21 protein-coding genes are annotated in these 24859 nt (G+C 64.1%); 8 read left to right on the top strand and 13 right to left on the bottom strand.

The genetic code is table 11. From position 1 onward, the window contains the following. Nucleotides 1–32: 32 nt before the first annotated feature. Both kduD and RQH62_RS07325 read left to right on the top strand, forming a co-directional pair. A complete protein-coding gene (kduD, locus tag RQH62_RS07330) occupies nucleotides 33–788 on the top strand; it encodes a 2-dehydro-3-deoxy-D-gluconate 5-dehydrogenase KduD (RefSeq protein ID WP_311268093.1) in 756 nt (251 codons plus the stop codon). A gap of 15 nt (nucleotides 789–803) precedes the next feature. Continuing rightward, nucleotides 804–2336 (top strand): carboxylesterase/lipase family protein, encoded by a 1533-nt coding sequence (locus RQH62_RS07325; RefSeq protein WP_311268092.1) that lies wholly within the window; start codon nucleotides 804–806, stop codon nucleotides 2334–2336. 143 nt (nucleotides 2337–2479) lie between these two features. Here the strand turns inward: RQH62_RS07325 and RQH62_RS07320 are convergent, their stop codons facing one another. The 3 genes from RQH62_RS07320 to RQH62_RS07310 all read right to left on the bottom strand — a co-directional run bounded on the left by RQH62_RS07320 (nucleotide 2480) and on the right by RQH62_RS07310 (nucleotide 5473). Beyond that, the gene (locus RQH62_RS07320; RefSeq protein WP_311268091.1) at nucleotides 2480–3541 is read right to left on the bottom strand and encodes an acyltransferase; all 1062 of its coding nucleotides are present in this window, start codon (nucleotides 3539–3541) and stop codon (nucleotides 2480–2482) included. A gap of 103 nt (nucleotides 3542–3644) precedes the next feature. Beyond that, entirely contained in the window at nucleotides 3645–4052 is a 408-nt protein-coding gene (locus RQH62_RS07315) for a cupin domain-containing protein (RefSeq protein ID WP_311268090.1), read from the bottom strand. Next, the gene (locus RQH62_RS07310; RefSeq protein ID WP_311268089.1) at nucleotides 4049–5473 is read right to left on the bottom strand and encodes a pectate lyase; all 1425 of its coding nucleotides are present in this window, start codon (nucleotides 5471–5473) and stop codon (nucleotides 4049–4051) included. The genes RQH62_RS07315 and RQH62_RS07310 overlap by 4 nt, the downstream gene beginning before the upstream one ends. A gap of 367 nt (nucleotides 5474–5840) precedes the next feature. On the opposite strand from RQH62_RS07310, the gene RQH62_RS07305 reads away from it, so the two are divergent. Together RQH62_RS07305 and RQH62_RS07300 are read left to right on the top strand one after the other, a co-directional pair. After that, nucleotides 5841–8699, top strand: coding sequence for a TonB-dependent receptor (locus tag RQH62_RS07305; RefSeq protein WP_311268088.1), 2859 nt, complete (start codon nucleotides 5841–5843; stop codon nucleotides 8697–8699). A 117-nt stretch (nucleotides 8700–8816) separates the two neighbouring features. Beyond that, a complete protein-coding gene (locus RQH62_RS07300; RefSeq protein WP_405053526.1) occupies nucleotides 8817–10364 on the top strand; it encodes a family 43 glycosylhydrolase in 1548 nt (515 codons plus the stop codon). Between the two features lie 51 nt (nucleotides 10365–10415). Here RQH62_RS07300 and RQH62_RS07295 read toward each other — a convergent pair whose 3' ends face one another. Continuing rightward, nucleotides 10416–10886: an Lrp/AsnC family transcriptional regulator gene (locus tag RQH62_RS07295; protein WP_311268086.1), complete on the bottom strand. Its 471-nt coding sequence runs from the start codon at nucleotides 10884–10886 to the stop codon at nucleotides 10416–10418. Between the two features lie 94 nt (nucleotides 10887–10980). Here RQH62_RS07295 and phhA point away from each other — a divergent pair, with 94 nt between their 5' ends. From phhA to fahA, 4 genes are all read left to right on the top strand, one after another. Then, the gene (gene phhA / locus RQH62_RS07290; protein WP_311268085.1) at nucleotides 10981–11853 is read left to right on the top strand and encodes a phenylalanine 4-monooxygenase; all 873 of its coding nucleotides are present in this window, start codon (nucleotides 10981–10983) and stop codon (nucleotides 11851–11853) included. After that, nucleotides 11850–12887 carry a 4-hydroxyphenylpyruvate dioxygenase gene (hppD, locus tag RQH62_RS07285; RefSeq protein ID WP_311268084.1) on the top strand — a complete coding sequence of 346 codons (1038 nt, stop codon included), beginning with the start codon at nucleotides 11850–11852 and terminating at the stop codon, nucleotides 12885–12887. Before phhA ends, hppD begins: the two co-directional genes overlap by 4 nt. Before the next feature lie 64 nt (nucleotides 12888–12951). Continuing rightward, the gene (gene hmgA / locus RQH62_RS07280; RefSeq protein WP_311268083.1) at nucleotides 12952–14253 is read left to right on the top strand and encodes a homogentisate 1,2-dioxygenase; all 1302 of its coding nucleotides are present in this window, start codon (nucleotides 12952–12954) and stop codon (nucleotides 14251–14253) included. Then, nucleotides 14250–15551, top strand: a complete 1302-nt coding sequence (gene fahA / locus RQH62_RS07275; RefSeq protein WP_311268082.1) for a fumarylacetoacetase — start codon at nucleotides 14250–14252, stop codon at nucleotides 15549–15551. Before hmgA ends, fahA begins: the two co-directional genes overlap by 4 nt. On the opposite strand, the gene RQH62_RS07270 is transcribed toward fahA, so the two are convergent. From RQH62_RS07270 to RQH62_RS07230, 9 genes are read right to left on the bottom strand one after another with little or no spacing between them, the layout of a single operon-like run. Continuing rightward, the gene (locus tag RQH62_RS07270; protein WP_311268081.1) at nucleotides 15466–16689 is read right to left on the bottom strand and encodes a glycosyltransferase family 4 protein; all 1224 of its coding nucleotides are present in this window, start codon (nucleotides 16687–16689) and stop codon (nucleotides 15466–15468) included. The genes fahA and RQH62_RS07270 overlap by 86 nt on opposite strands. Continuing rightward, complete coding sequence (locus tag RQH62_RS07265; RefSeq protein ID WP_311268080.1) at nucleotides 16686–17891, bottom strand: DUF1972 domain-containing protein; 1206 nt, start codon at nucleotides 17889–17891, stop codon at nucleotides 16686–16688. The genes RQH62_RS07270 and RQH62_RS07265 overlap by 4 nt, the downstream gene beginning before the upstream one ends. Continuing rightward, complete coding sequence (locus RQH62_RS07260; protein WP_311268079.1) at nucleotides 17884–18699, bottom strand: class I SAM-dependent methyltransferase; 816 nt, start codon at nucleotides 18697–18699, stop codon at nucleotides 17884–17886. The genes RQH62_RS07265 and RQH62_RS07260 overlap by 8 nt, the downstream gene beginning before the upstream one ends. Then, nucleotides 18696–20336: a hypothetical protein gene (locus RQH62_RS07255; protein WP_311268078.1), complete on the bottom strand. Its 1641-nt coding sequence runs from the start codon at nucleotides 20334–20336 to the stop codon at nucleotides 18696–18698. Before RQH62_RS07255 ends, RQH62_RS07260 begins: the two co-directional genes overlap by 4 nt. After that, entirely contained in the window at nucleotides 20333–21085 is a 753-nt protein-coding gene (locus RQH62_RS07250; protein WP_311268077.1) for a polysaccharide biosynthesis/export family protein, read from the bottom strand. Before RQH62_RS07250 ends, RQH62_RS07255 begins: the two co-directional genes overlap by 4 nt. After that, nucleotides 21082–22005, bottom strand: a complete 924-nt coding sequence (locus RQH62_RS07245; RefSeq protein WP_405053525.1) for a glycosyltransferase family 2 protein — start codon at nucleotides 22003–22005, stop codon at nucleotides 21082–21084. Before RQH62_RS07245 ends, RQH62_RS07250 begins: the two co-directional genes overlap by 4 nt. 16 nt (nucleotides 22006–22021) lie before the next feature. Then, nucleotides 22022–22999, bottom strand: coding sequence for an NAD-dependent epimerase/dehydratase family protein (locus RQH62_RS07240; protein ID WP_311268076.1), 978 nt, complete (start codon nucleotides 22997–22999; stop codon nucleotides 22022–22024). Further along, the gene (locus RQH62_RS07235; protein ID WP_311268075.1) at nucleotides 22996–23718 is read right to left on the bottom strand and encodes a sugar phosphate nucleotidyltransferase; all 723 of its coding nucleotides are present in this window, start codon (nucleotides 23716–23718) and stop codon (nucleotides 22996–22998) included. The genes RQH62_RS07240 and RQH62_RS07235 overlap by 4 nt, the downstream gene beginning before the upstream one ends. After that, nucleotides 23715–24800, bottom strand: coding sequence for a hypothetical protein (locus RQH62_RS07230; RefSeq protein ID WP_311268074.1), 1086 nt, complete (start codon nucleotides 24798–24800; stop codon nucleotides 23715–23717). The genes RQH62_RS07235 and RQH62_RS07230 overlap by 4 nt, the downstream gene beginning before the upstream one ends. Nucleotides 24801–24859: the final 59 nt, after the last annotated feature.

Below are 24859 nucleotides of genomic sequence, written 5' to 3'. Positions count from 1 at the left end.
GACGCAAACGGGAGGGGAATATGGAGTCCCAAATGACCCAAATCTTCGATCTTTCCGGCAAGGTGGCCATCGTCACCGGGGCGAATACCGGCATCGGTCAGGCGATCGCGCTGTCGCTGGCGGCGGCGGGCGCGGATATCGCGGCGGTGGGCCGTACCCCGGCGGAAGAGACGGTGGCGCAGGTCCGCGCACTGGGCCGCCGGGCGGAGATCATATCGGCCGACCTCAGCAGCATCGAGCCGGTGCAGCGGGTGGTGGACGAGACGATCGATAAGCTCGGTGGCCTCGACATATTGATCAACAATGCCGGGATCATCCGCCGCGCCGACAGTGTGGACTTTACCGAGGCGGACTGGGACGCGGTGATCGACACCAACCTCAAAGTCCTGTTCTTCCTGTGCCAGGCGGCGGGTCGGCATATGATCGCGCAAGGCTCAGGCAAGATCGTCAACATCGCGTCGCTGCTGTCGTTTCAGGGCGGCATCCGGGTGCCGAGCTATACCGCGTCGAAGAGCGGGGCGGCGGGGCTGACCAAGCTGCTGGCCAATGAGTGGGCGGCCAGGGGCGTGAACGTCAACGGCATCGCGCCGGGCTATATCGCGACCAACAACACCGCTGCCTTGCAGGCGGACGAGACGCGCAACCGGCAGATCCAGGAGCGCATCCCGGCCGGCCGCTGGGGCGAAGCGAGCGACATCGGCGGCGCGGCCGTGTTCCTGGCGTCGCGGGCGGCGGATTATATCCACGGCCATGTCCTGGCTGTCGATGGCGGATGGTTAGCGCGATAAGAAGGGGATAGGGTCATGCCTGATCGCCGCGGCTTCATTGGTGCGGGGCTGGCGCTGATCGCTTCGCCAGCTTGGGCCGCCAAAGGCGATCCCGTCGTCACGACGCGCAACGGTCGCATCCGGGGGACGCGGGAAGGCGGGCTGCATGTCTTTCGCGGGGTCCGCTATGGACAGGATACGGCGGCCCGGCGGTTTCGCGCGCCGATCGCGCCAGAGCCGTGGCGGGATGTGAAGCCGGCCGACGCCTTCGCGCCCTCCTGTCCGCAAAAGGCGGCGCAGCCAGCCACCAGCGAGGATTGCCTGTTCCTCAACATCTGGACGCCGGGGATGGAGCGGCAGGCGAAACGCCCGGTGCTGCTTTATATCCATGGCGGCGCCTATTCCAACGGCAGCGTGGCCGATCCGTTGAATGACGGGCGCCATCTGGCGGCGCGCGATATGGTGGTGGTGACGGTCAATCATCGGCTGAATGCGCTCGGCTACCTCTATCTGGCGAACCTCGATCCGCGCTTTGCCGATAGCGGCAATGTCGGGCAGCTGGACCTGATTCTGGCGTTGCGCTGGGTGCGGGACAATATCACGGCCTTTGGTGGCGACCCCGCCAATATCCTTGTCTTCGGCCAGTCGGGCGGCGGCGCCAAGATTGCGACGATGATGGCGATGCCGGCCGCAAAAGGGCTGTTCCACCGTGCCATCACCATGAGCGGGCAGCAGGTGACGGCTAGCGGCCCGATCAACGCGGCGCGGCGGACGGCCGCCTATCTGGGCAAGCTGGGCGTGTCGCCGACCGATCTGGCACCGTTGCTGACCATGCCGGTCGCGCGACTGATCGAGGGGTTGGACGCGGTCGATCCGATATTGGGCGGCGGCGTCTATATGGGGCCGGTGCTGGACATGCGCTGGCTGGAGCGGCACCCTTTCTGGCCGGACGCCGCGCCGCAGGGCAATGCGATCCCGATGATGCTGGGCAATACGCGGGATGAGACGCGCGCCTTCATCGACCCGGACGGGCCGCTGATCCGGGGGCTGGACTGGGCCAATCTGCCGGGCCGGATGGCGGGCCAGTTGCGCATGGACTTGCCGCCGGAGTGGATCGTCGCCCGATATCGGGCGCATCATCCCGACTGGTCGGCGGAGCGCATCTTCTATGCCGCAACGACCGCCGGGCGCAGCTGGCCGGGGCAGGTGATCGAGGCGGAAGCGCGGGCGCGGGCCGATGCGCCGACCTGGGTCTATCAGGTCGATTTCCAGTCGCCGACCCAGCCCCGACGCGGTGCGCCGCACACCATGGACATAGTGCTCGCCTTCGGCACGCTGGACGCGCCGGGCTCCTTCACTGGCACCGGGGCGGGGGCGCGGGCAGCGTCGGCGGCGATGATGGATCGCTTTCTGGCGTTCGCACGGCAGGGCGATCCGGGCTGGCCGCAATATCGGCTGGACCGGCGGGCAACGATGCTCTTCGATATCGAGAGCGGCGTGGTGGACGATCCGCGCGGCTGGGAACGGGCGATGTTCGCGAAGGTGCCCTATGTCCAGCCGGGCAGTTGATAGGAAAACCCGCGCTTAACTTCGCACATTTCCCGCAAGTTTCGACATTTTCGTTCAAAAATAGGAATTTAAATTAGCCTGACCCTCCACCAGCGAATGGCCCTGTATAGCCTGGACCGGACCGGATAGGAAAGTGCGCAGGCCTATTGTCGCAATGCTGTTGCACGCTTTCCCGAACCTATGACTGATCGGCGACGTTGCGGGGGGGCGGGCATCGCACCATTCCATGACGCTGTCCTTCTGAGCCACGCCGTCACCCATCGGAACAGCCTCCGTTCTAATATAAGATGCGCTAATATACCCACCAGAGCGCACGTCATGATCGTTCCGCCCAGCATCAGGACAGGCGGGAAAATCGGCCCTCCCATTGCCTGTATGGCCAGAATGACGAATATATGGGTCAGATAGATGGCATAGGAAGCATCCCCCAACAGCATCGGCCATCGCCATTGTTGCAGCACGTCGTCCCAGGCGAGGGCCGAAGCGATGATGAGGCCAGCGGGCAATGTCACCGCCAGCAACCTTGCCCCAATGCCAGCATGCAGCGTGGCCAGCAGGAGGAATCCGACCGGTAGCAACCAGCGAGGCGCCCGGATACGCATATGGGCGATCATCATGCCGGCGGCGAAATCGAGCAGGAAAGGCTGAAACAGAAAGAGCGTCATGCCATGCGTTCCTGCCAGCGGCACCAAGCTGGAAAGCAGGGCCAACAGCGCGATGACGGACCAGATTGCTACATTGCGCGGCAAATGGAGTGACAAGGCGAAAAGAACGTAGAAGGCCATTTCATAATTGAGCGTCCAGCCGACATCCAGCACGGGCAGGCCAATCCGGCCGGTCGCAGGATCGATCCAGGGCAAGAAGCATAGCGACGCGATCAGACGCCCAGCATCGACGCCGCCCAGGGATAACAGGCTGAATAAGGTAACCATCCAGTAAAGCGGGGCGATCCGCTTCACGCGGCGCGCCAGGAAACCCAGCGGCGTCACAGCCCTGCCTTGGGTTGAAGACACCATCACATAGCCCGAGATCATGAAGAAGATCGCCACGCCGAACTGTAGCCAGAGGAAATAGCGCGGGTCGTCCGCAGGAACGCGGACAAGGCGATATGAAAATATATGATAGGCGACCACCATCAGGGCAGCGACCGCCCGCAAATAATGGATGGACAGGGAGCGATTGCAGATCGGTGTGTCCGGAGCCATGCCTGTTCATCGCATGGAGGAGTGAAGGGCGCGTAAATAGGCTGGCTGTCAGCCTGTCGGATCGTTAATTCATCCGACCTCCTGTCCCGTCACCGCCTGTCGGCTACTCCTTCACCGGATAGGAAATGATCAGTGCCAGCGGCTCCGTCCCCGTCTGCTTTATGCCTACCACGGCGCCGTCGTAGAGATAGGCCGCCATGCCGGACGTCAGCTTTCTGGTTTCGCCGTCGGAACTGACGTCGCCCGCGCCGGACAGGACATAATAGACCTCGTCATGGGCGATGGGATGCAGGCCGATGGCGGAGCCGACATGCAGGATGCGCTTGCGGAACTCCATGCGGCGCGGTTGGGGCACCGCGTCGCTGATGCGATAGGCGGTGCTCATGCCGATCTTGCCATGGGGCGTAGGCTCCTCGCGGGCGACATCCTTCTCGTCGATCACTGCCATGGGCGGCGCGGCGGTGGTGGATGTGGCGGCGGCTGCGGCCAGCAGCAGGGGCAGGAGGATCATTTCTTCTCTCCCGGCTCACCCTGCCGCATCATCTTGTCGCGATCGGACAGATGTTCGGCGATCTCTGCCTTCTGCCCCGGATAGCGGCCCGATTTCGGTTCCATGGTATCGAGATTCCAGTCGGCCTCGACAAAGGGCGCGCGCGTCTGCGCCATTTTTGGATAGCCGCCGACCTGACGTTCATCGTCGATGATCTCGCCGCGGCCCTCCGCCACGAAGAAGAGGACGCGCAGATCGTCGGCGTCGCGGTCCCAGGGGCGGGCGCCGGCATGGCCCAGCACATGGGTTTCGACGTCGCGCGCCGGCAGAACCTGCGTACCCGGCCACCAGACGGGCGGGGCGGGCAGTTCATTCAGCTTCGCGCGGGTTTCGCCATAGCGGCCGAACATCGGCAGCGGCTGACCGAATTTGTCGACGGCGATATTGTCCTTGCCATGATAGTCGAGGTCGCCGTCGCCGCCCAATGTCAGGAAGGGCATGCCCGGCGCGGTCGACACGCCGCCGCGCAGGACATTGCCGACCGCCGATATCTTGCCGGTCTGATAGGGATGGTCGCCCCATTCCAGCGCCATGAGGTTGTAATGGACCGCGCGCTCGCCCGGATCATACAGGATATTGTTGACCAGTTCGACCTGGCCGCCGCCCTTCACCAGAGGATTGCGTTCCTTGTTATGGGCATAGACGTTGCGCCAGATCATGATCTGGCTGGCATTGTCGTGGATCAGCGTGCCCTTGCTATGTTCGCCCTTGGGGTGGCTGGCGTCGGCCAGTCCCTCGGCCGCGATATTGTAGGAGAAGGTGATGGCGTGGCTGGTGCTGCTGCGCCAATCTTCGGGTGTCTTGCCCTCGAAGCGCGGACCGGAGGCGGACATATTCTCGTCGATCGCCCAGGTGAAGCTGCAATGGTCGATGATGACATTATGGGCGGCGACGGTGGACAGGGCGTCGGCTTCCCAGCCGCTCAGCTTGGGCTGGCCATCCACGCCGGTGCGGATGCGGATATGGCGCATTACGACGTCATGAGTCGCGATGTCGATGCCGGTCTTGATCAGGGTGATGCCGGGCGATGGCGCGGTCTGGCCGGCGATGGTGACATAGGGTTCGGTGATTTTCAGCGTTTCGCGGCTGAAATCGATGACGCCGCCGACCTCGAACACGATGATGCGCGGGCCTTTCGCCTCCAGCGCGGCCTTGAAGCTTCCGGGGCCATCGGGGGCGAGGGTGGTGACGCGGATGGTGCGCCCGCCGCGTCCGCCGGGTGTTGTCGCGGCCCAGCCGACCGCGCCGGGGAAGGCGAGCGGGCTGGTCTTTGGTGCAGCGCCATGGCTGGCGGGCGGGGCGGCCATGGCCGGCGCGGCAAGGGGAAGCAATGCAAGCGCGCCCAGCAGGGCAAGAGATGGCGGGGCCGAAGGCAGGGTCATGGCTTTTCTCTCCTATCCCGCGATATTGGCATCCCGGCCGAACGGCTGCAAGAATTTTTGACACCGGTGTCCAGTCATTACGGATATCGGGCGATCAGAAGGTCACGCCGGAGCGGATGCCCTGTATTTTTGTCGCCATAATATGGCATTATAACCAGTAGGATAGGCAATGCACCACTTTCGTCTTCCCGGAGCATATTGACAGTCGATCGCGGGGCGCGCATCAATGACACCGGTTTCCAATGATGGTTATGATCGCTGAAAAGGCGACGGCCCATCGGACCGGGCATGGTCCCGGCAGGACCATGACGTGCGACCGGCTCCATCGCCGGCGGGCGGGCAAAGTGGGAAAGGGAGAGGAAAGCTGATGCGTGCAAAACAATTCACAGGACGTGGCCGTTCATGGCTGAAGAGTACGTCGCTGGCCGCGATGCTGCTGGCGATGCCGGGGGCTGCACTGGCGCAGGATGCGGCGTCGGCAATGGGGCAGGCCGATTCGGCACCGCAGGCCGCCGCCAATGACGAGGCGGCCGATATCGTCGTTACCGGTTTTCGCCAGTCGCTGGGCGCGGCGATCAACCTGAAACGCCAGACGGTGGGGTCGGTCGATGCGATTGTGGCGGAGGATATCGCCAAATTCCCCGACCAGAATCTGGCGGAATCCTTGCAGCGCATTCCCGGCATCTCGATCCAGCGCGACGGCGGCGAAGGCCGCGCCATTACCGTCCGTGGTCTGGGTGCGCAATTTACCCGCGTCCGGGTGAACGGACTGGAAACGGTCGCCACCTCGACCGACGGCGCCAGTTCCAACCGCGACCGCGCATTTGATTTCAACGTCTTCGCGTCGGAACTGTTCAGTTCGCTAGTGGTGCACAAGACGGCCGAAGCCTCGCTGGACGAAGGCTCGCTGGGCGCGGTGGTGGACCTCAACACCGGCAATCCGCTGGCGGGGAAGGACGGCTTTACCTTCGTCGGCTCGGCGACCGGTTCCTATAATGACCTCAGCAAGAAATGGGGACCGCGTCTGGCGGGCCTCATGTCCTGGAAGTCGGCCGACGGGCAATGGGGCGTGGCGCTGTCCGCCGCTTATTCCAAACTCGACACCAAGCAGATGGGCAACAACACGGTACGCTGGTCGCAGGCGCGGTTCGACAGTGTCGACGGGACGCCCTGCTTCACCCAGCCCAACAGCGGCGGCACCTATGCCCCCAGCGCAGCCTGCGACGAAGCGGCGCTGGCCTTCCACCCGCGTATTCCCCGCTATGGCGAGATCGCGCAGGAACGCGAGCGGCTGGGCGTGACCGGGTCGATCCAGTGGGCGCCGTCCGATGCGACCAAGGTGTCGATCGACGGCCTCTTCTCCCGCTTCCGCGAGACGCGCGAGGAGAAATGGGGCGAAGTGCTGCTGCGCTCCAACGAGCGGTCGATCGACGTTGTGAACCCGGTCTATGACGACAAGGGTAATATGGTGTCGGCGACGCTGAACGACGCCTGGGTCCGTACCGAACATTATCTGCGCAAGTCGCAGACCAAATTCTATCAGCTGGGCGCGACCTGGGATCAGGATGTCAACGATTCCCTGCGCTTCACCCTGCTGGGCGGCTTCTCCAAGTCCGATGCCTCGATCCCGGTCGAAACGACTTTGGTATTTGATGACCGCGATGCGCAGGGCTATCGCTATGACTATAGCAATATGCGCCGACCGGTGCTGACATTCGGCACCAGCGTCACCGATCCGGCCAATTTCCAGTTGGCGGAAATTCGCGACCGGCCATCCTCCACCGTCAACAAGTTCCGCACCGCGCAGTTGCGCACCGAATGGGATGTGGCGGAAGGCTTCACGGTCAAGACGGGCGCAGTCTATCGCCGCTTCTCCTTCGATACCGAAGGCTTCACCCGCGACACCGTAGTGTGCGGCAATGGCGGCGTCGACCGGGTGCTGGGCACGGTCAACTGCTCGCCCAGCAGCGCCTTCGGGCCGGGCGCCATCTATGGCCTGCCGGTGACGTCGGCGCTGGCGGAACTGTTCACGCTGAAGGGCGCGGGCGCACCGGCTGGCACGACGACGCAATGGCTGGTCCCCAACCTTGCGGCCGGAACCGACTATACCAACCTGTATGAGCGGGCGCTGACGGTCGATGCCGGCAACACCCGCGGCGTGGTGGAAAAGACGACCGGCGGCTATATCCAGTTCGATGCCAAGGGCGAGATTTTCGGGCTGGAATATGCGGCCAATGCCGGTGTGCGCTATGTGAAGACCGACCAGAGTTCGCGCGGCCTGAACAATGGCACGATGGTCAGCGTGTCGCGATCCTATGAGGATTGGCTGCCGGCCGCCAACATCGCTTTCTTCCCGCATCGCGACGTCATCGTGCGCGCGTCGGTGGCGGATGTGGTGACACGTCCGTCGCTTGGTAATCTGACGCCGGGCGGGTCGGTCGACGGCTTCAACTATCGGGTCAGCTTCGGCAATCCCTTCCTCGATCCGTTCCAGGCGACGGCCTATGACGTCGCGGTCGAATGGTATTTTGCGCCGCAGTCGGTCTTCTCCGTCGCGGCGTTCAAGAAGGATGTGCAGAGCTTCCCGATCAGCCAGACCATCACCGGCACCTTCGCTTCCACCGGCCTGCCGCTGTCGGTCATCCCGCCCAGCTCGCCCGCCGCGATCCAGCCGGAACGGGCTGAAGGCTGGGCGATCAGCACCATCGTCAACGGCACCGGCGCCAGCCTGAAGGGCATCGAACTGTCTTTGCAGGCGCCCTTCACCTTCCTACCCGGCTTCCTGTCGCATTTCGGCGGGATCGTGAACGCGACCTTCGTGGATTCGAGCGCCAATTACACCGTGTCCGGTCCGGCGGTCGTGCCGGGCGGCGGCAATATCGCTTCGGTCCGCAACGCGACCCTGTTCGGCCTGTCCAAGCGCGCCTTCAACGGCACGCTTTATTATGAGGACAGCAAATTCTCGGCTCGCGTGTCGGCCAGCTATCGCAGCGGCTATATCGATCAGAATAGCGGGACGGGCAATGTGTTCGAAGGCTATAACAGCACGGTCAATGTCGATGCGTCGGTGCGTTACAAGCTGACCGAGGGGCTGGAATTGTCGCTGGAAGGGATCAACCTGACCGACGATTATCGCGACCGCTACACAGACCTGGACGCCAATCGCAATTATGAGCAGCTGCATTTCGGCCGCACCATCCAACTGGGTGCGCGGTTCAAGATGTAACGGTTCATGGGTCCGGGCCGCTTCTGCACGAGTGGCCCGGACATTCCGTTTGAAGGAGAGAGCATGACGATCAGCCGGCGCGACGCCATGACGGGGGTTTTGGCGGCAGGCGGCGCAATGGCGCTGGCCCGCACCGATCGGGCGGAGGCTGTGCCTGTCGCTGCGGCGCCTGTGACCGACTGGAAACGCGGGCCGGACAACCAACGGATCGCCGATCTGGGCGATGGTCGCTTCCTCAATCCGCTGCTGTCGGGCGACCGGCCCGATCCTGCCATCCTGAAGGACGGCGCGGATTATTACATGACCTTCTCCAGCTTCGACAGCTATCCCGGCATCACCATCTGGCACAGCCGCGATCTCATCAACTGGCAACCGCGCAAAGCGGCGTTGAACAAGAATATCGGGTCGGTCTGGGCGGTCAGTCTGGAGAAATATAAGGGCCGCTATTTCCTCTATATTCCGGTCAAAGCCGAGCCGAACAGCATCTTCGTCATCCATGCCGACCATGTCGACGGGCCGTGGAGCGATCCGATCGACCTGAAGCTGCACCAGCATATCGACCCCTGCCACGCAGTGGGCGAGGATGGCAGCCGCTGGCTGTTCCTGTCCGGCGGCGACCGCATCCGCCTGTCCGACGATGGCCTGTCGACCGTGGGCGAGGTGGAGCATGTCTATGATCCCTGGCGCTATCCCGACACATGGGATGTGGAGGGCTTCGCGCCGGAGGGGCCGAAAATCCATCGCCATGGCGACTGGTTCTACATGCTGACCGCCGTGGGCGGGACGGCGGGGCCGCCGACTGGCCATATGGTGATCGCGGCAAGATCCAAATCGATCCATGGCCCGTGGGAGCAGCATCCGGACAATCCCTTGGTCCACACCGAAAGCGCCGACGAACGCTGGTGGTCGCGCGGTCATGCCAGTCTGGTGGAAGCGCCGGACGAGAGCTGGTGGGCAGTGTATCACGGTTATGAAAATGGCCTGTGGACGCTGGGGCGGCAGACCTTGCTCGATCCCGTCGAATGGACGCCGGATGGCTGGTTCCGGATGAAGGGTGGCGACCTGTCGCAGCCGATCGCCAAGCCGCGCGGCGGTCAGGCATTGGCGCACGGCATGGCGCTGTCGGACGATTTTCGCGACCTGAAGCTGGGCGCGAAATGGAATTTCTTCCGCCCTGCCCCGGACGAAGCGAGCCGCACTCGGGTGGAGAAGGGCGCGCTGATCCTTAAAGGGCGGGGGACCGCGCCAGTCGATTCATCGCCGCTGCTGCTGATCGCGGGCGACCCAGCCTATGAATTCCAGTGCGATATTGAGATTGCACCGGGCGGCACGGCGGGGCTGATCCTCTTTTACGACGACAAGCTCTATTGCGGGCTGGGTTTTGACGAGACGCGCTTCGTCACCCACCAATATGGCATGGAGCGTGGCCGGCCGGCCAACCCCTATGGCCGGCGGCTGACGTTGAAGGTCAGCAACCGCCACCATATCGTATCCTATCATCTGTCTGGCGATGGCGGGCAGACATGGAGCAGGTTCGACCGGGGCATGGAAGTGTCGGGATACCACCATAATGTGCGCGGCGGTTTCCTGATGCTGCGACCGGGCCTGTATGCAGCGGGACCGGGGGAAGCGAGGTTTCGCGATTTCCGGTTCCGGGCGTTGTAAGTTTCATACCGATCCGTTCGCTCGAAACGAACGGATGTTGTGAAGCATGGTCTACAAAGGAATGGCCGTCGTATATTTCGTCATCGACAGGGCGAAATGCGACGCCGCGCCCGCGACCGAAGCGTGGCCCAGCAGGGTCTGCATCAGGAAGCGATTATAATCCTCCACATCGGCGACGACGACCCGGATCAGATAGTCCCATTCGCCGGACATGGAGAAACATTCGACAATCTCCGGCCGCCCGTCGACAAAATGTTCGAAGGCGGCGCGAGCTTCGCGGGCGTGGCTGCGCATGCGGATGTTGCAGAGGACGTTGACGCCCCGCCCGACCTGCGCCGGATCAACCAGTCGCACTGTGCGGGTCAATATGCCCGCCGCCTCAAGCGCCTTGATCCGCCGCCAGCATGACGCGCTGGACGCGCCGACCCGCTCAGCCATATCCTGATGGCTAAGGCTGGCATCGACCTGAAGCGCGGACAGGATGCGCCGGTCCACCTCGTCAATATGACCATCCTGTTTCATATATCGTCCATATGTGATGAATCTGCTTCGTTAATAGCTAAATTTTCGGGAAGAATGAAACGTAATTTCCGAAATGCCGTGGCATGATGCGTCTATGGCGCAGACAGAAATGATCGCCCCACCGGGCGCCGGAGAGGATTGGACCATCCCGCAGGACTGGGCGGCTTACACCGTGCAGGACCATGCGATGTGGGATCGCCTTTTCGCGCGCCAGACGCAGATGCTGGCCGGCCGCGCCGTACCGGAATTTCTGGAAGGGCTGGACATATTGCGGATGACCCGGCCGGGCATCCCCGACTTTGCCGAACTGTCCGACCGGCTGACGCAGCGGACCGGGTGGCAGGTGGTCGCGGTGCCGGGATTGGTGCCCGATCGGCTGTTCTTCGAGCATCTGGCCAATCGTCGCTTCGTTGCAGGGCGCTTCATCCGCAAGCCCGAACAGATCGACTATCTGGAGGAGCCGGACGTGTTCCACGATGTGTTCGGCCATGTGCCCTTGCTCGCCAACCCGGTCTTCGCCGATTATATGCAGGCTTACGGGCAAGGCGGACTGCGCGCTCATGCGCTGGGGTCGATCGAACGGCTGGCGCGGCTGTATTGGTATACGGTGGAATTCGGCCTGATCCGGCAGGATGATGGCCTCAAACTCTATGGCGCGGGCATCGTCTCCTCGCATGGGGAATCCGAATTTGCGCTGGACGATCCTTCGCCCAATCGCCTCGGCTTCGACCTCCAGCGGCTGATGCGCACCCGCTATCGCATCGACGATTATCAGCAGAGCTATTTCGTGATCGACAGTTTCGAGCAGCTATTGCGAATGACGGCCGAAACCGATTTCGCGCCGCTTTATGCGCAGCTGGACGGCCTGCCCGATCTCGACACCGATACCATCTTGCCGACCGACCGCGTCTTTACCCGCGGCAGTCAGGCCTATGCGAACAAGAAAAAGGAAGAGGACGCCTTATGACCACCGACGCCAACCCGCTGGGCCTCAACGGCTTCGAATTCGTCGAATTCACCTCGCCCGATCCCGAAGCGATGGCGGCGCAGTTCGAGCAGTTGGGCTTCGTCGCCAGCCATCGCCACCCGCGCAAGAATATCACCCGCTATCGGCAGGGGCGCATCAACCTGATGCTGAACCGTGACGATGCCGGGCGCGTGGCGGAATTTCGCGGCGTACACGGCCCTTCGGCCAGCGCCATGGCCTTTCGCGTCGCCGATCCCGAAGCGGCGCTCGCATGGGCGCTGGCCAATGGCGGAAAGGCCACGGCGGAGGACGACACGGTGATCGAGGGGATTGGCGGCGCCTATCTCTATTTCATGCCGGCCGATGGCGATCCCTATGCCGACTGGGCCGAATTTCCCGGCTGGGAGGAGAAAGCGGCGGAGAATAGCGTCGGCCTCGACCTGCTCGACCATCTGACCCATAATGTGCGGCGCGGCCAGATGCGGGTGTGGAGCGAATTTTATCGCACGCTCTTCGGTTTCGAGGAGCAGAAATTCTTCGATATTAAGGGGAAGGCGACGGGCCTGACCAGTCAGGCGATGATCGCGCCGGATAAGGCGATCCGCATTCCGCTCAACGAGAGTCAGGATGACAAGAGCCAGATCGAGGAGTTCATCCGCGACTATCATGGTGAGGGTATCCAGCATCTGGCGCTGACCACCGACAATATCTACGACACGGTCGAAAAATTGCGCGCGCGCGGCGTGCGGCTCCAGGACACGATCGAGACCTATTATGAACTGGTGGACAAGCGCGTGCCGGGCCATGGCGAGGATCTGGCGCGCCTCAAGAAGAACCGCATCCTGATCGACGGCGATGTCGAAGAGGAAGGCATATTGCTGCAAATCTTCACCGAGAATATGTTCGGCCCGATCTTCTTCGAGATCATCCAGCGCAAGGGCAATGAAGGTTTTGGCAACGGCAATTTCCAGGCCCTGTTCGAAAGCATAGAATTGGATCAGATCCGGCGAGGCGTCGTCAGCGTCGATGCATGAGATAATCTGACACCGTTCGCGCTGCGCCCTTCGACAGGCGCAGGGCGACCGGAGGAGAGTGACGATGGATGATTATCTGACCGGCTTCGGCAATCATCATGCAAGCGAGGCGGTGGCCGGCGCGCTGCCGGTTGGGCGCAACTCGCCGCAGCATGTGCCCTATGGCCTTTATGCGGAACAAGTGTCGGCGACCGCCTTTACCGTGCCGCGCGCGGACAATCGGCGCAGTTGGCTCTACCGCATGCGGCCAAGTGCGATGCACCCGCCCTTTGCGCCTTATGCTGCGACGAGCCTGCTGCGCAGCGCGCCCGACGCGGATGCGCACGCATCGCCCAACCGGCTGCGCTGGAACCCGCTCGACCTGCCGGCCGAGCCTGTCGATTTTGTCGATGGCCTCGTCACCTATGCGGTCAATGGCGATGTTGCGGCAGGTGTCGGGTGCAGCGTCCATCTTTACGCCGTGAACCGGTCGATGGTCGATCGAGCCTTTTTCAGCGCGGATGGCGAATGGCTGATCGTGCCGCAGCAGGGGCGGCTGCGGATCGTGACCGAAATGGGCGTGCTGCCCGTCGCCCCGCTCCAGATCGCGCTCATTCCGCGCGGTGTGCGTTTCCGCGTCGAATTGCTGGACGATGAAGCGCGCGGCTATGTCTGCGAAAATCATGGTGGCCCGTTCCGCCTGCCCGACCTTGGGCCGATCGGGTCTAATGGCCTGGCCAATGTCCGCGATTTCGAGGCGCCGGTCGCGGCCTATGAGGATGTCAAGCGCCCGCATGAACTGGTGCAGAAATATCAGGGGCAACTCTGGTCGACGATGCTCGACCACAGCCCGTTCGATGTGACCGCATGGCATGGTAATGTCGTGCCCTATCGCTATGATCTGACACGGTTCAATACGATCGGGACGGTCAGTTTCGATCATCCCGATCCCTCCATCTTCACGGTGCTGACATCGCCCAGCGACAGTGCCGGCACCGCCAATATCGACTTCGTCATCTTCCCGCCGCGCTGGATGGTGGCAGAGGATACGTTCCGGCCGCCCTGGTTCCACCGCAACATCATGAGCGAATTCATGGGCCTGATCACCGGCCAATATGACGCCAAGGCGGGCGGCTTCGCGCCGGGTGGGGCCAGCCTGCACAACATGATGTCCGCCCATGGGCCGGATGTCGCCAGCCATGACAGGGCGGTCGCGACGACCTTGCAACCGCACAAGATAGAGGAGACGATGGCCTTCATGTTCGAGAGCCGATTGCCGTTCGCGCCGACAGAATGGGCGATGAAAACGCCTTTGCTACAAGGCGATTATGACGCATGCTGGACAGGATTTCGCAAGGCGCAACTGCCGCCGGGGGACCCGGCATGAGCTGGTGGACCACCGACGAAACGCATGATCCCGCCCGCAGCAGCTGGGTGGACAGTGCGAATGGCCATGCGGATTTCCCGATCCAGAACCTGCCTTATGGCGTATTTTCGCCGGCGGGCGGAGACTCGCGGATCGGCGTGGCGATTGGCGAGCGGATATTGGACCTGTTCGCTTGCGCCACCGCCGGCCTGTTGCCCGCTCCCATCGCGCCGCTCTGCACGGCCGGCGCGCTGAACGGGTTGATGGCACTCTCTGTCGCCGACCGGCGAGCGCTGCGCCGCTTGCTCAGCGATCTTCTGTCTGACCCGACCCATGCGGATCGCCTGACGCCGATGCTGCATGATGCGGCGGATTGCACCCTGCATCTGCCCGCGCATATCGGCGATTATAGCGACTTTTATGTTGGCATCCATCACGCGACCAATATCGGTCGGCAGTTCCGGCCGGACAATCCATTGCTCCCCAATTATAAATATGTGCCGATCGGCTATCATGGCCGGGCGTCCTCGATCCGTCCGTCTGGTGTGGCGCTGCGCCGGCCGGTGGGGCAGCGCAAGCCGCCAGAGGCCGACGCCCCCATGGTCGGTCCGTCCGCCCGGCTGGATTATGAGCTGGAACTGGGCGTGTGGATCGGCGCCGGTAACGCTCTGGGCACCGCCATCCCGATCGCGCAGGCGGCAGACCATGTCGCGGGTTTCTGCCTGCTCAACGACTGGTCGGCGCGCGATTTTCAGGCCTGGGAATATCAGCCGCTCGGCCCCTTCCTGTCCAAAAGCTTTCAGTCGACCATTTCCCCCTGGGTGGTGACGAGCGAGGCGATGGCGCCCTTCCGCCCGGCGCAACCGCCCCGGCTGGCGGACGATCCGGCGCCCTTGCCCTATCTGTCCGATGTGGACGATCAGGCGCATGGCGCGCTGGGCCTGACGCTGGAGGTGCTGATCCTGACCGAAGCTATGCGCGCGCGCGGCGATGCGCCGTTCCGGCTTAGCAGCGGCCCGGCCAGCAACATGTACTGGACCGTGCAGCAGATCGTCACCCATCATGCGTCCAATGGCTGCAACCTCAATCCCGGCGACTTGCTGGGCAGCGGCACGATCTCCGCGCCGGACCGGTCGGGCTATGGCAGCCTGATCGAACTGTCGACGGGGGGCAAGGAGCCGATCGCTTTGACGGGTGGCGAAAGCCGCACTTTCCTGGAAGATGGCGACGAGATCATCCTGCGCGCACAGGCGTCGGCACCGGGTTTCGTGCCGATCGGCTTTGGCGAAAGTCGGGCGATGGTGATGCCGGCGCTCTGAGCACCGCTTCATAGGCTGCCATCAACCGGCCGAAATGCGCATCCTCGTTGAAGCGGGCGCATACATCGGCATGGCCCGCCGCGCCCAGCCGCCGGCATAGTGCCGGATCGTCCCACAGGCTGCGCATCTGCCGGGCCAGATCGGCGGCGTCGCCGGGGACGAAGTGCAACCCGGTCACGCCTTCGCGCACCGTGTCCTGCAAGGCGCCGATGCGCGAGGCGATGACCGGCACGCCATGGGCCATGGCTTCGGCGGCGACGATCGCGAAGGTTTCGAACCAGAGGCTCGGCACCACCAGCGCCCGCGCGCCGCGATAGACGGTCGCGAGCGACGCCGGTCCATCGGTGATCGTGACTGGCACGTTCTGCGCAATTAGCGGGGCCGGATCGCTGCCCGCCGGTCCCGCGACATGGATTGGCAAACCCGACAGGCGCGCGGCCGCGATCAGGACTTCCAGCCCTTTTTCCGGCACGAAGCGGCCAGCGAACGCGAAATAGCCGCCGGTTGCCGGATCGACCGGATCGGACGTGGCGGGGATGGCGCATTCATTGACGCTGATCCGGTCCAGCGGAATATTTGCGCGACGATGGAGCCAATCGCGGCTGAAATCGGTCAGCACGATGAAACGGCTGACATGGGCGTAGAGGTTGCGCTCGTTCGCCAGCGCATGGCGCAGCGCGAAAGCAGCGCTTTCGGGCAGGCTGTTGCGGCAATTGCGCACCAACGCCTGTCGTGCCCCGCGATCGGTGCAACGGGTGCAGACAGTCGCGCCATCATGATGGGTGGCGATCGGGCAGGTGATACGGAAATCATAACAGCTATGGACCACCGGCACACCGGCGCGGGCGCAGAGCGGGAACAGCCAGGGTGTCAGAAGCGGATATAGTTCATGGCTATGTACGATATCCGGCCGATCCCGCTCCAGCCGCGCGGCGAAATCCCGCAGCGTAGCGGCGGGATAGAGGCCATGGGTAAAGGCGGCCAGCTTTCCTGACAGACCAGCTGAAAGATGCCGACTATCCTTCTCGAAAATATCGACTTCCAGCCCGCGTCGGCGCGACAGGGCGATGGTCGCGTCCCAGGCATTGTCCGCTCCGCCACCGCCACGATGGCGGTTGAAGACATGCAATATCTTCATGCCACCTGAGCCGGCGCGAACAGGTCCGGGCGATAGGGTTCGCCGATTGATGCCGCATCGGGGCGCTGGCCCGCCGTTTTGGCATCGACCATATGATGAAACAGGTCGGCATAAGCCGCGACCACCGCATCCCAGCGGAAGGTCGCCTCCGCATGCACCTGTGCCGCCCGGCCCAGTGCAGCCCGCCGCTGCGGATCGGCATCCAGGTCGCTCAGGATCATGGCCAGATGGCCGGCCTCCTTGCGGAAATAGGGCGCGTTCGGCCCGACATTCTCGCGGTGGAAAACCACATCGATCGGCACGCATGGCGCTCCCCAGTGCATGGCGCGCAGCAGGCTGGGGTTGGTGCCGCCGACTTCATGCCCATGCAGATAGGCGGCGCAATGGCGATAGAGCGCATTGAGCGCGGCGGATTCGAACACGCCGCCGACGCAGCGCACCTGCCCGTCATGCTCGGCCGCCACGGCACGCGCATAGGCACTGTCATAGGGCACTGATCCGACGACGATCAGCGGCTTGCTGACGCCAGAAGCGCGATATTCGCGGATGATATGGTCGACATTATTTTCCGGCTCCATACGTGCGACGACCAGATAATAAGCGCCGGGCGTGACGCCATAGCGGTCGAGCGCGGCGCTGTCGGGTGGATCGCCTACTTCGCCGGAATAGGGGATGTAGGTGGAGGCTGCGCCATATTCGCGGGAATAATAATCCTGCATCGCCCGCGAATCCGTGACCAGCCAGTCGGCGGCCCATGCACTCACTCGTTCAGACCATTTATAATAAGCGCGCTGTAACCTGTTCCATTTGCGCCTTTGCCAACCCAGACCATCGGTGTGGATCAGCACCGGCACGCCCCGCGCGCGCAGCGGCAGGACGAACGGACCATTGCCCGGATCGACCACGAACACCAGATCGAAATCGCGGAACGCCGCGTCCCATAGCGCCAGGTTGCTATGGACGATACTCTCGAAGCTCTTGCCGCCGGGCGCGGGGAGGTAGCGGCATCGCACGCCCTGCCAGACCGGCGGGCGCGTGTCATAATAACGGGTCCGGCAATAGACGATGACGTCCATGCCATGGTCGCGCACCAGCCCGGTGGCCAGTTCCTCCACCAGGGTGGAAAAGCCACTATAGCGGGCGGGTATGCCGCGATCGCCGATGATGGCGACGCGCAGGGAGCGGGGCGCGGGGTCAGCCATGGGGCTTGTACCCGATCCAGATATCCTGCGTCATCCGGGCCTTGGGACCGGGGCGTATCTGCTCCACCCGCTCAAAGGCAGCAAGCAGGTGATTGCGGACCCAGACCGGTGGATGGATCGCGAAATACCATTTCTTCCCCTCGGCAAAGTGGCTCTGGGTAACGATTTCGCCCCGCGCATAGGCGTCCGTTTCCTCCCGCCGGGTCAGCAGATAGCGATAATGGTCGCCATGGGTGGTCGCGATCATCAGCCCGCCGGGGCGCAGCACGCGGTGGAGTTCGGCGGTCCAGTCCCGGTGCATCTCCGCAGACAAATGGGTGAAGACGGAGAAATTATAGACCGCATCGACACTATTGTCCGGCAGCGGCAAAGGCGGTGCCAGCCCGTTCAGGAGGAAGTCGATGCCGGGCAGATGGGCGCGGCACCAGTCGATCGTCGCGGCATTATAGTCTGTACCGATGACCTGCGGCGCCCGGTCCGCCAGCAAGGCGGGCATGTGGCGGATCAGCCGGCCCGGCCCGCAGCCCCATTCCAGCACGCGCATAACGGGCGCATCAGGCAGTCGCTCGCGGATGAGCCGCGCGAATAGCCCGGCATGGACAAGACCCAGATCATGATAGTCGGCCCAGTCGACCTTGTTATAGGCGTCGAAGGCCAGGTCGGCAGGCGGTACCGCGAAATCGGGATGGCGGGCAGTGAAGGCGCGGTTGCTGCGCGCCGTCACCGCCCGCTTGCGCAGGAAGGCCATGCGATCGAACATGGGCAACAATCCGAGCGATCGGGTGGCGCTGAGAATATGATATTTCATGCGGTTGAACTACCTTGTTCAGTTGCGATGGCAGGAAGATCGTACAGGCGGCGGACATAGGCCCGGTCCTGTCCGACGACGGCAATCAGGGGGAAGGGTGCGTCCGGCTGGCTCAGGCGATAACGATTGGCGCGATCCTGCATGAGGTCGATCAGCACGGCGGCGACCACGCCGGCGCCAAGCCCCATGATGATGGCGGCGATCAGCAGCAGCTTGGTTTGCGGCGTATCCGCCTTGTCGGGCAGGGCGGCGCCCTCGACGATCTGAATGGCGGACGGGGCGGACTGGGCTGTGGCGGCCGTCACCGCCGCCGTCATCAACTTGTCCTGCAACGCCAGATAGGTCTTCTCCAGCATGTCATGCGCGCGGCCGAGGTCGTGGCTGTCCTTCATCTTCTGCGGGATGCGGTCGATCACCGCGCGGCGGGCGCCGACCTCCGCCGACAGGGTAGCCAGCCCCGCCCTGTCACCGGCCAATTGCGCCTGCAACGCGGCCCGTCGCGCCCGCAGCGCATCATAGCCGCCATTGCGGGCGATATTGCTCTGCTGCACGCCGCGCTGGGGTTGGCCGGCCAGCTGGCGGCCGATCGCCGCGATCTGATCGTCCATGTCGCGCACATCGGGCGAATCGGGGCGATAGCGGACCAGCAGCGCATCGCGCGCGGCGACGAGCTTCGCCTGCTCCTGCTTCAACTGGGCAGCGACCGGATTATCCTGCACCAGCCGGCTGGCGAGGATATCCTTCGGCTCGCGCGACAATTGCGCGGTAACGGTCGTCAGTTCGCTCTGTGCGGCGGCGATGGCGGTGCGCTTGGCGTCCAGTTCCGCCTGCTGGCTCAGGAACTGGCCGATCTCGACCTTGTCCTTCTCGAACATCAGCAGCATGTCATTCTGCGTATAATAGCGCTCCATCCGCGCTTCGAGCAGGCGCAGGTCGGCGCGGGCGCGATCGGCCTCCGCCTCCAGCGCTGCATGCGCCTGCCGCGCTTCATCGGCGAAGCGGGCGCGGCGCTGGGCGATATAGGTTGCCGCCACCGCATCGGCGATTTCCGCCACGCGGGGGGAGGGGCCGCGGACCGTCAGCAAGGCGATATGGCTGTCGGGAATTTGCACCATGGCGACGCCGGTGCGGAAATCGTCCAGTGTGCGGGCGCGATCCGCCGCCTGCGCGCTCGGCACATAGCGGGACGGCGCGCGCGGGAAAAGCGCATCCTTGGTTCCCCGCCATGCCTGGCCCGGCCAGCTTTGCGTCCACAGCCATGTCAGGTAGCGCAAGGGCGGATGATAGACGTCGCCATAACCGAGCCGCTGGTCGGCGATCACCTGTTTCAGCACCGGGCCGGAGGTGGCGAAGATCATCTCGTCCTTCAGCGCATTGCGGCGGAACACGGCCCAGTCGTCATAGAAGCTCTCACGCTGGCGATCATCGTCGGACACCGCCGACAGGGTGACGCTGGCCGAATAGACCGGCGGCCAGACGAGGATGTAGAGGCCGACCAGCGCGACCGTCAGTGCCGCGATAGCCAATATCAGCCGGCGATGGCCGGCGATGGCGAAGGCCGTCACCTGACCGGCGCGGCGCAGGTCGAAACTGTCGGCCTCCGGGCGATAGGGCACGGCTTCGGTAAGGCCTGTCATCGGTCGATCTCCTGCAACAGGCGCAACTGGACATAGGGCGCCATCAACTGGCTGAGGCCGCCCAGCGGGGCGTTCACATAAGTCTGAAGGAAGCGGGCAAAGCGCGCGCCGCCGCTTTCCTGCACAACGATGATATCGCCCGGCTGCAACGGTACATTCTGGAGCGTCAGCAGCAGGCCGGCATGGCCGCGCGCGCCGCTGCGCAGGACATGGGCGGTCAGGCGCCCGTCCGCGTCCAGCCGGATAAGCGCGATGTTGGAAAGGGCCGCGCTCTTGCCCGCATCGCCCGAGACGATCAGCGCCTGCGCGGCGGTCGGCGCATCACGTAGCGCGACCGGGCCGGGCCGGTTGACCTCGCCCGCGACGAATACCTTGGGTTCGCGCGGATTGGTCACGGCGATGCTGACCTGCGGATCGCGTATTCGCGTCAACAGCCGCTGGCGTACTTCCGCCGCCGCCGCCATCGGGGTCAGGCCGACCACGGCGATGTCGCCTGACCGGGGCAAAGTCACCATGCCATCGGCCCGCACGGTTGCGCTGCGCGACAATTCGGGCATGCGATCGACCATGATCTCCAACTGGTCGCCGGGACCGAGCAGATAGGCGCGTTCATAGCGGGCGGTGGAGCGGATCACCTCCGGCGCGGCGGCGATACTCTGCGGCGCGGTCAGGCTGGTCGAACAAGCGCCGAGCAGGATCGGGATAAGGAGGATCAGCGCCGTGATCAGGCTGGTGCGGTGCGCGATCATGCCGGTGCTCCCGTCAGGCTGAGCCGTGCCCGCATCGCCCAGGCGCGCGGCGACAGCGGATTGGCGGCGCAGGCCTGCGCCAGCGCGGCGCGTGCGGCTTCGGCATTGCCTTCGTCCAGCCGCATCTGGGCCTGCGCGCGATGCAGCCGGGAGACGATCGCGCGGCGACGGCGTTCGGGCGCGCCTACATAATGGCGCCGCTCCAATATGCGCAGCATCATGCCGACCACTTGGGGATTGGCCATCAGCCCCAGCGTGTTGCGCAACTGCCCGGCATGATAGCGAAAGCCGAGCAGTGGGTCCGGATCGAACCAGCCGGTCGCGCCGATATCGCCCAGCCGGGTGAAGATGTTCATCTCGAACGGGAAATTGCCATGGCAATCGGCATCGACAAAGCCGGACCGGCGCAGCGCCTCCGTGCGGAAGACCGTGCCGGAAATCGGCGTGAAACCGCTGCGCATATGGGTGTGGAGGATCGGGAATGGCCCGACTTTGCGCCGCGTCCGGCCATGGTCGCGATGATAGGCGGCGGTCATGTCCGGCGCCGGCCGCCCGTCCGCCGTCATCAGCCAGGGATTGGCGACGAATAGCGCTGCGTCTGGTGCGGCATCCAGCGCGGCGACGGCGCGTGCCAGATAATGCGGCGACAGCAGATCGTCGTCATGCAGGATGCAGAAATAGTCTGCGTTGCCTGCCGCCCCGAACAGATAGCGGCCCTGCCCATATTCGCCGCCGTTCACCGCCTGCTGCACGAAGCGGATGCGCGGGTCGCCCAGCCCCTCCACATAGGCGCGCACGGCATCCCCCGCGCCGCCGGGGGAGGCGTTGTCGCTCACCACCGCGCGAAAATCGCGCAGGCTCTGGGCGCGCAGGCTCTCCACCGTTTCTCGCACCAGATCGGGACGGTTATAGGTGGGGATGCCAACAAGGATGCGCTCAGAAGAAATGACGATGCGCCTTGTACCAGAGAAAGGTCTGGGCCAGCCGTTCGTCCAGCCCCGCGCCCGGCGCCCAGCCCAGTTTCTCCGCCGCCAGCGTGGAGGACAGATATTGGGCCTGAATTTCGCCATGGGCATTGTTGCGCACATCGGGGGCGAGGTCGGCGCGACCGGCGGCGGCGAGCGTGCGGCGGGTGAGGTCCAGCACGCTGACCGGCTCGCCCGTACCGAAGTTGAAGGCGCGCCCCACGACATCCGCGTCGCCTATATGCTGCGCGAGCAGCAGATAGCCGCGCACGATATCCTCCACGAACACATAGTCGCGCACCGGCGACCCGTCGGACCGGATCACCGGCCGCGTCCCGTCGATCGCCGCGAGGCAGGTGCCGGGCACGATCCGGTTGCTGTTGAGGTCGCCCGGCCCGAACAGATTGCCGCAACGCGTGATGGTGACGGGCAGGCGGTAGGTCGCCGCATAGCTGAGCGCGATCAGGTCCGCGCAGCTTTTGGATACGTCATAGGGATGGCGGCCCTGCAACGCGAAATCCTCCTGATAGGGGAGGGTTTCATGGTCGCCATAGGCCTTGTCGGAGGAAGCGATGACGATCCGCTCCACCGTGGCGACGCGGCGGCATGCCTCCAGCAGCACCCATGTCCCCTTGATATTCGCCTCGAAGGTGGACAGCGGATTGCGGTTGGCGACGCCGACGATCGCCTGTGCGCCCAGGTGAAACACGGTATCGACCGCATATTCGTTCAGCGCGCGCTCGATAACGTCATACTCCTCCAGCGCGCCGCGCACGACCTTGGCCTGCGCGACCAGTCCCTCCGCCTGAAAGCGCGACTGCGGCACCATGTCGCGCACCAGCGCCACCACCTCCGCGCCCTCGCGCAGCAATTGGGAGACGAGGCTGCCGCCCAGAAAGCCGGTGGCGCCGGTGACGAGGCAGGTCTTGCCCTTCCAGAAGCCGCTCATGCCGCGCGCTCCTGTGGTTCATGATCGCCGATCCAGGGCGGCGGGGTACCGCCTGCCAGCATCTCGTCCGCCTCGATCACATCCTTGTAGCTGTCGAACGACTTGAAGAAGCCGCCATGACGATAGGTGAAGGCGTCGCCCCGCGCGATCAGCGGCGGGATGATGTCGCGCTCCAGATTGTCGCCCTGCCAGTCGTCGAAAATGGTCGGCTCCATCACCATGAAGCCTGCATTGATCCAATAATCGGCGATCAGCGGCTTTTCGGCGAAGCGGGCGATGGTGCCGTCCTCTTCGACCGACAAGACGCCATATTGCGAATACATCGGCACCGATGTGATAGTCAGCCGAGCGTCATGGCTCTGGTGAAAGGCGACGACATCGGCCAGCGGCACATCCGACAGCCCGTCGCCATAGGTCGCGATGAACGGGCCGTCGATCAGGTGGCGGCAATTCCAGATGCGGCGGCCGGTATCGGCATCCTCGCCCGTATCGACGATCTTTATGCTGGCGCCGATATCCTTCCCCTCGAAATAATCGTGAAGAACATCCTGCCGATATCCGGCTGCAAGGATGAATTCGTGAAATCCCTGCCGGATGAAATTCTTGATGACATGAACCAATACCGGCGTGCCGCCCAATGGCAGCATCGGCTTTGGCAGATAGGTGGTGAAGGGAAAGGCACGGATGCCCTGCCCGCCGCACAATATGACGACCTTCATCTGTCGGTTCCTTTCTTCGTCGGTGCTTGGGTGAACTGGTCTGTCGACAGGGTGGCGAGGCCGATGCCGAATTCCGGCCCGGCGATCCCACGCTGGATCAGGGGGGCGAGCCGCCCCCGCGACACATGGCCGCCGAACCACAGGCGGATCGTCCCGCCATCGCGCAGCGGACCGGGCGCGAGTATCTCGCCATCGGTCCAGCCGGTGCTGGCGCGGGTGAGTAAGGGCGCGGGGTCTTCGCGAAAATGGACGCCATCGGCGGCGCGGGCATGGTGGATCGCCACCTGCTGCCATTCCGGATCGGCGCCGGGGCTGATATGGGCGACCGAATAGAAAAGGTCGATCGCGCCGTCCGTGTCGGCCAGTGCGGCGGGGGAGGAGTAGCCGGCATAGCCTCGCGCGGCGGGATAGAGTGGTCCCTGCGTCATGACATGTTCCGGTGCGGTGAAGCGCACACCATCGCTCGACCGGATCAGCCCGATCGACTGGAGCGGCGGCCCGCCGCCCTCCCGCGCGCCTACCGCCGAGAAATAGAGCAACATTTCCCCGCCGCGCACCACAAGACCCGGCTCGCCGACCAGATAGCCGTGCCAGTCGGTCGCGCCGCCCGTGGCCTTCAGCAATGTCCAATCGGCGACCTGCCAGTTCACGCCATTGGGCGAGACAGCCAGCCCAATTGCCATCGGCGAAGGGGCGGGATCGGCATAGACCCCGGTAAAGCCCATCCAGTATCGGCCGGCAAAGCGCACGACGCTGGGCGTTTCAATGCTGGCATAGGGGCCGCCTTTGACCGACAGCAATGGCGTCGCGGGCGACAGCGTCCAATGCTCGCCATCGCGTGACACCGCGCGGAAGGGCAGGACGGGTGGCTTGAACGGCGCGCCGGTGCTGCTCGTCATATAGAGCGCATAGCCATCATCGGTGCGAAGCGGGCTGGGATCGTTCCAAAGGCCCTGCGCCCGCAGCGATCCCGCTGCGATCACCGGCGCGTCGCGGCTGACCGTCCAGCCGGACATCGGATCTGGCAGGTCGGGCGCCGGCGCAGGACTGGCGCAGGCTGCCAGAATGCAGGCGATTGCCATCACCCCCATTCCGTTCGCCCTGAGCCTGTCGAAGGGCGCATGCGCGACAAATGTGACCC

This window comes from Sphingobium sp. WCS2017Hpa-17, assembly GCF_031843765.1.
Taxonomy (GTDB): Bacteria; Pseudomonadota; Alphaproteobacteria; order Sphingomonadales; family Sphingomonadaceae; genus Sphingobium.
Note: the sequence above shows the minus strand (reverse complement) of the source record. Positions and strands in the feature narration are given on the sequence as shown.

Bases quoted from the DNA above. Each gene is read 5' to 3' on its own strand.
- kduD (WP_311268093.1), top strand. From the start codon at position 33: ATGACCCAAATCTTCGATCTTTCCGGCAAGGTGGCCATCGTCACCGGG.
- RQH62_RS07325 (WP_311268092.1), top strand. From the start codon at position 804: ATGCCTGATCGCCGCGGCTTCATTGGTGCGGGGCTGGCGCTGATCGCT.
- RQH62_RS07320 (WP_311268091.1), bottom strand. From the start codon at position 3,541: ATGGCTCCGGACACACCGATCTGCAATCGCTCCCTGTCCATCCATTAT.
- RQH62_RS07315 (WP_311268090.1), bottom strand. From the start codon at position 4,052: ATGATCCTCCTGCCCCTGCTGCTGGCCGCAGCCGCCGCCACATCCACC.
- RQH62_RS07310 (WP_311268089.1), bottom strand. From the start codon at position 5,473: ATGACCCTGCCTTCGGCCCCGCCATCTCTTGCCCTGCTGGGCGCGCTT.
- RQH62_RS07305 (WP_311268088.1), top strand. From the start codon at position 5,841: ATGCGTGCAAAACAATTCACAGGACGTGGCCGTTCATGGCTGAAGAGT.
- RQH62_RS07300 (WP_405053526.1), top strand. From the start codon at position 8,817: ATGGCGCTGGCCCGCACCGATCGGGCGGAGGCTGTGCCTGTCGCTGCG.
- RQH62_RS07295 (WP_311268086.1), bottom strand. From the start codon at position 10,886: ATGAAACAGGATGGTCATATTGACGAGGTGGACCGGCGCATCCTGTCC.
- phhA (WP_311268085.1), top strand. From the start codon at position 10,981: ATGGCGCAGACAGAAATGATCGCCCCACCGGGCGCCGGAGAGGATTGG.
- hppD (WP_311268084.1), top strand. From the start codon at position 11,850: ATGACCACCGACGCCAACCCGCTGGGCCTCAACGGCTTCGAATTCGTC.
- hmgA (WP_311268083.1), top strand. From the start codon at position 12,952: ATGGATGATTATCTGACCGGCTTCGGCAATCATCATGCAAGCGAGGCG.
- fahA (WP_311268082.1), top strand. From the start codon at position 14,250: ATGAGCTGGTGGACCACCGACGAAACGCATGATCCCGCCCGCAGCAGC.
- RQH62_RS07270 (WP_311268081.1), bottom strand. From the start codon at position 16,689: ATGAAGATATTGCATGTCTTCAACCGCCATCGTGGCGGTGGCGGAGCG.
- RQH62_RS07265 (WP_311268080.1), bottom strand. From the start codon at position 17,891: ATGGCTGACCCCGCGCCCCGCTCCCTGCGCGTCGCCATCATCGGCGAT.
- RQH62_RS07260 (WP_311268079.1), bottom strand. From the start codon at position 18,699: ATGAAATATCATATTCTCAGCGCCACCCGATCGCTCGGATTGTTGCCC.
- RQH62_RS07255 (WP_311268078.1), bottom strand. From the start codon at position 20,336: ATGACAGGCCTTACCGAAGCCGTGCCCTATCGCCCGGAGGCCGACAGT.
- RQH62_RS07250 (WP_311268077.1), bottom strand. From the start codon at position 21,085: ATGATCGCGCACCGCACCAGCCTGATCACGGCGCTGATCCTCCTTATC.
- RQH62_RS07240 (WP_311268076.1), bottom strand. From the start codon at position 22,999: ATGAGCGGCTTCTGGAAGGGCAAGACCTGCCTCGTCACCGGCGCCACC.
- RQH62_RS07235 (WP_311268075.1), bottom strand. From the start codon at position 23,718: ATGAAGGTCGTCATATTGTGCGGCGGGCAGGGCATCCGTGCCTTTCCC.
- RQH62_RS07230 (WP_311268074.1), bottom strand. From the start codon at position 24,800: ATGGCAATCGCCTGCATTCTGGCAGCCTGCGCCAGTCCTGCGCCGGCG.